4 protein-coding genes are annotated in these 4,288 nt (G+C 44.7%); 3 read left to right on the forward strand and 1 reads right to left on the reverse strand.

Annotated elements, in window-relative coordinates:
- The 3 genes from VIM87_RS30105 to VIM87_RS30115 all read left to right on the forward strand — a co-directional run.
- Positions 1 to 778 (forward strand): PIG-L family deacetylase (locus VIM87_RS30105; RefSeq protein ID WP_332000565.1); only part of this gene is annotated, 778 nt, incomplete at its 5' end.
- Positions 779 to 1,710: 932 nt separating this feature from the next.
- A complete protein-coding gene (locus tag VIM87_RS30110; RefSeq protein ID WP_332000566.1) occupies positions 1,711 to 2,301 on the forward strand; it encodes a TlpA disulfide reductase family protein in 591 nt (196 codons plus the stop codon).
- Positions 2,302 to 2,616: 315 nt separating this feature from the next.
- The gene (locus VIM87_RS30115) at positions 2,617 to 3,660 is read left to right on the forward strand and encodes a proline iminopeptidase-family hydrolase (RefSeq protein ID WP_332000567.1); all 1,044 of its coding nucleotides are present in this window, start codon (positions 2,617 to 2,619) and stop codon (positions 3,658 to 3,660) included.
- A gap of 108 nt (positions 3,661 to 3,768) precedes the next feature.
- Here VIM87_RS30115 and VIM87_RS30120 read toward each other — a convergent pair whose 3' ends face one another.
- Complete coding sequence (locus VIM87_RS30120; protein ID WP_332000568.1) at positions 3,769 to 4,221, reverse strand: GNAT family N-acetyltransferase; 453 nt, start codon at positions 4,219 to 4,221, stop codon at positions 3,769 to 3,771.
- Positions 4,222 to 4,288: the final 67 nt, after the last annotated feature.

The following is a 4,288-nucleotide window of genomic DNA, read 5'->3' on the forward strand; positions in this document are numbered from 1 at the left end:
CTCTGTAACCTTATATAAGATAGCAAAAGAGCAGGGCGGGATAGTGGATCTGTTTGTAATAACCAATGGAGAGGCTGGATTTAAATATTCCACACTGGCTGAAACCTATTACGGAGTGCAGCTTACCGATGAAAAGACGGGCAGGAGCAGGCTGCCCGAGATCAGGAAAAAAGAATTAAAGAATGCGGGAAAGATCCTGGGGATAGCTAACTATTATTTCTGCGATCAGCGTGATGATAAATACTGCCTGGATGAAAAGCAATCAATGGATTCGTGTTGGGCTACTGCAAACATACATACAAAGCTCGTGACGCTGTTGTCGCATCATCATTATGACTTTGTGTTTTGCCTGTTGCCGGATGCTGCCGAGCATGGGGCACATAAAGCTGCAACCATCCTGGCATTAAGGGCCGTGGCATCTTTGCCTGCTGAGAAAAGGCCCTGCGTTCTGGGCGTACGCACCCGGAACAAAACCGATAGCGCACGGCAGTTTAGCGGTTACAGTAACTATGAAGAAACAAAGCCGCTGGAAGCAGGGGCGCTTTTTAAAGTAGACCGTACCACTGGTTTCAGTTATCACAATAAGGTTAATTATAAGGTCATCGCTAACTGGGAGATAGCAGAGCATAAATCCCAGGGAGCTACACAAATGACCATGAACGACGGGGACCTGGAAGAATTTTGGTATTTCCGGCAAAATGGAAAGGAAGGCGTTGAAAAATGTGCTGCTTTGTTCAGATCACTGGAAATGCCGCCCTATATGTCCAAGGGGGATTGACAGGCAGTGTATTGGACGGTCTGCAGGGATGTGGCAACTAATGGCAAGTCAGCTAAATGTGCTGCCGCCGGTAATAAGTGTATGATTGACAGGAAGATGTGAAAATTGCGGAGGGCAAAAAGTGCCCGGCAGATCCTGATATCGTCATTGCGAGGCTTCGCCACCCCTACGCACTTTTCCCCTGCTTCGCTTCCTGCAATGACGAAGCAGGGCTTTGAAATACAGGGTATAAACGAGCTGAAAATTATTTTTTTTAAGAAAAATGAAAATTAAGTAAATCGTTTTAGCAAAATGTTGTATCTTTACGTCAGTTTTTCATAACGTGGAATTTATAAAGGCAAACGGCTTTGTTCACAGGGCCGTATTTTTTTTTCTTAAACCCAGCGCTTTCCATTTATCCGGGCGCATTTTCCACCTGGTTTTTAACCGGTTAGCAACAAAACGACCCATTCGCTAAAAAGAAATTTCAATCGCCAGGCCGGTGATTGAAACCTGAGCTTAGGGACAATAAATGCGGGAATGCAAGCTATTGCATAGGCATTTTTGGGTCGGTAATGTTAAAAACACTTTCTCAGGCAGGGTAATAGCCTGCATTGCATTTTATTTGGTTGTATTTGTGGTCACGGTATCTGCAAAACGCTCCATTTCTTCCAGCCGGGAGAACATTGGAGCAGGAATAGATCTACAGTGATCCAATTTCCTCTTTCTACCTTCCTGCTTAGTATTACGGGTAATGTTATACGCAGCTACGCCAGGTTTCGTGGGAGCCAACCCGGATTTTTCCCGTCGGGCTTCAGGTCCCTGATGCATGGTCTTATGCAGAAACAACCCGGTATCTTTCGTATTTATTACTAGTCTATAGAATAGGTAGGTTATTTGCAGATAATTGATATCTTTATGTATCAAACCAACCCACTTTATTATTACTGAGTATGAAAAAAGCATTTAAGAATATCCTGCAAACCCTGTTGGTAGTAGCCGTATCCGCAGTTGGGGGTAACCATTTAAAAGCGCAGTCAGCCAATCATGATCAGGGCAAACAGGCCGCTGATCCTAATTCCATTGACCGTGGCTACCTGGTTAAAGTAGGGGAGCAGGCGCCGGACGATTTTGAGCTGCTGCTGCAGGATGGAAGTAAAACTTCCCTGAAGCAGCTCCGGGGAAAAATAGTAGTGCTGCAGTTCACCGCCAGCTGGTGCAGTGTATGCCGTAAGGAAATGCCTCACCTGGAAAGCGATGTATGGAAAGCCTACCGGGATAAGAACGTAGTTTTGATCGGTGTTGACCGCGATGAGCCGTTGGAAAAAGTGCAGCAGTTCCACCAGGATATGAAGATCACTTATCCGTTGGCCCTGGATCCGGGCGCTGATATCTTTGGCCGCTTCGCAGTGAAAAAGAGCGGGGTTACCCGTAATGTAGTAATAGACCCCAATGGCAAAATAGTTTTTCTTACCCGTTTATATGATCCGAATGAATTTAGTGAGATGGTGAAGGTCATTGATGGATTGGCGAAGCGATCGTAAGAAAGAATGTAAGATTCAAACCGGCGAAGGCGGTTCACAGCAACCATTTAAGGCCTTATGAACGGGATAAATGTAAAAGTAAAATGCCGCGAAAACAGCCAGGCCTGTGTTCGTGGCATTTTTACTTTTTGCTTTTTAATTTTTTACTTTTTTGGCCCGATAATACTTTTATCCGGTATTAACCATGGATCGGTTATAGCACCTGTAATATACTTGTCTTAAATTTGATACAAACCACGGTTTTATGTGCAGGAACAGCGTGTGGTGGCACAATTAGTATTAATTTTATTCCCCCAATTCTATCAATCGTTTATTATGAAGAATCTCAACATTACACTGTTTTTGCAGGCCATGCTGGTATTGGCTGCCTGCCATGAAACCCCGGCCACAGGCGGAGATCATACTGCTTATTTTGCACCCCTGGATAGCGGAGTGCAAACCGGTGGTGTAAAGATCATCCCCATCAGCACGCCAAAAGGAACATTTAACATCTGGACCAAACGGATGGGCAACAACCCTAAAATAAAGGTACTGCTTATAACCGGTGGCCCCGGCGCTACTCATGAATATGCGGAGGCATTTGACAGCTTTTTCCCGCAGGAGGAGATAGAATACATTTATTACGACCAGCTGGGATGCGGCAACTCCGATAATCCGAAAGATACTGCCCTGTATGATCTGAACCGCAGCGTGGAGGAAGTAGAGCAGGTGCGCAAAGCGCTTAACCTTACAAATGAGAACTTTTATGTTTGGGGCCATTCCTGGGGCGGCGTAGTAGCCATGGAATACGCGCTTAAATACCAGGATAACCTGAAAGCCCTGATCATTTCTGATATGATGGCCAGCGCAAAGGATTATAACGATTATGCGGCTAATGTACTGGCCAAACAAATGGATCCAAAGATCCTGGATAGCATCCGCGCTATTGAAGCAAAAGGCGATTTTGATAATCCTAAATACATGGAGCTGCTGATGCCTAATTTTTATGCAAAGCATATTTGCCGTTTGCCGGAATTTCCGGACCCGGTTTTACGCGCCATGGGTAAAATGAATGAATCGCTTTACAGGACCATGCAGGGCCCCAGCGAATTTGGCTTATCCGGTAAGCTTACGAACTGGGATGTGAAAGGAAAATTACCGCAGATCAAAGTGCCTACCTTAAGCATTGGTGCAAAGTACGATACCATGGATCCGGAACATATGAAGTGGATAGCCGGCCAGGTGCAGAATGGCAGCTATTTATATTGTCCTAACGGCAGTCATTTGTGTATGTATGATGATCAGGCGGTTTACATGAAAGGGCTGGTTAAATTTATACTGGCAGTGAATAATGGGGAGAAGAAAGTCGCGCTTAATTAGAAGAATGTAAAATTTCAAATGTAAAATTATAAATGTAAAAGTGGAATGCAGCGAATAAGGAACTGCATTCCACTTTTACATTTTACATTTAAAATTTTGCATTTTACATTACTCCAGCTCCTTCTCAAAACACACACTATTCTCAACACCAATATACTGCGCGAAATTCGGCACCTGTTGATACCCATTCTTTTTATAAAGCGCAATGGCTTCCGGCTGGTTCTTGCCTGTTTCCAATACACAGGTTGTAATGTTAAGCTCTTTACACCAGGCTTCCAACGCAAGCAGCACCCTTGATGCAAGGCCCTGTCCGCGTTTATTTAACACCACATACATACGCTTTACTTCCATCACTTCCGGTGCATAGGCTCTTAAAGCGCCACAGGCCACCGGGATCTCCTGATCGTAAGCAACGATCACATACTCCAGGTGATCTGTTTTATTCAATTGTGCCAGGAACAAATGTTCCTCCCCGTCGCGTTCCTTTAATTCCTGGTCCAGCAGGGCTACCAGTGCCTGGAAATCCCCGTTGTCAGAGTTACTTCGTCGTATCGTGATCATGATGCTGACTGATTTATATTCCGGTATATTACACTCAATTTCCGGCTAAATTTTAGCAATTGTTAGC

Origin of the sequence: Chitinophaga sp., assembly GCF_036569125.1 — a bacterium.
GTDB lineage: Bacteria > Bacteroidota > Bacteroidia > Chitinophagales > Chitinophagaceae > Chitinophaga.

Excerpts from the sequence above, each read along its gene's own strand:
- VIM87_RS30115 (WP_332000567.1), top strand. The coding sequence starts at position 2,617 with ATGAAGAATCTCAACATTACACTGTTTTTGCAGGCCATGCTGGTATTG.
- VIM87_RS30120 (WP_332000568.1), bottom strand. The coding sequence starts at position 4,221 with ATGATCACGATACGACGAAGTAACTCTGACAACGGGGATTTCCAGGCA.
- VIM87_RS30110 (WP_332000566.1), top strand. The coding sequence starts at position 1,711 with ATGAAAAAAGCATTTAAGAATATCCTGCAAACCCTGTTGGTAGTAGCC.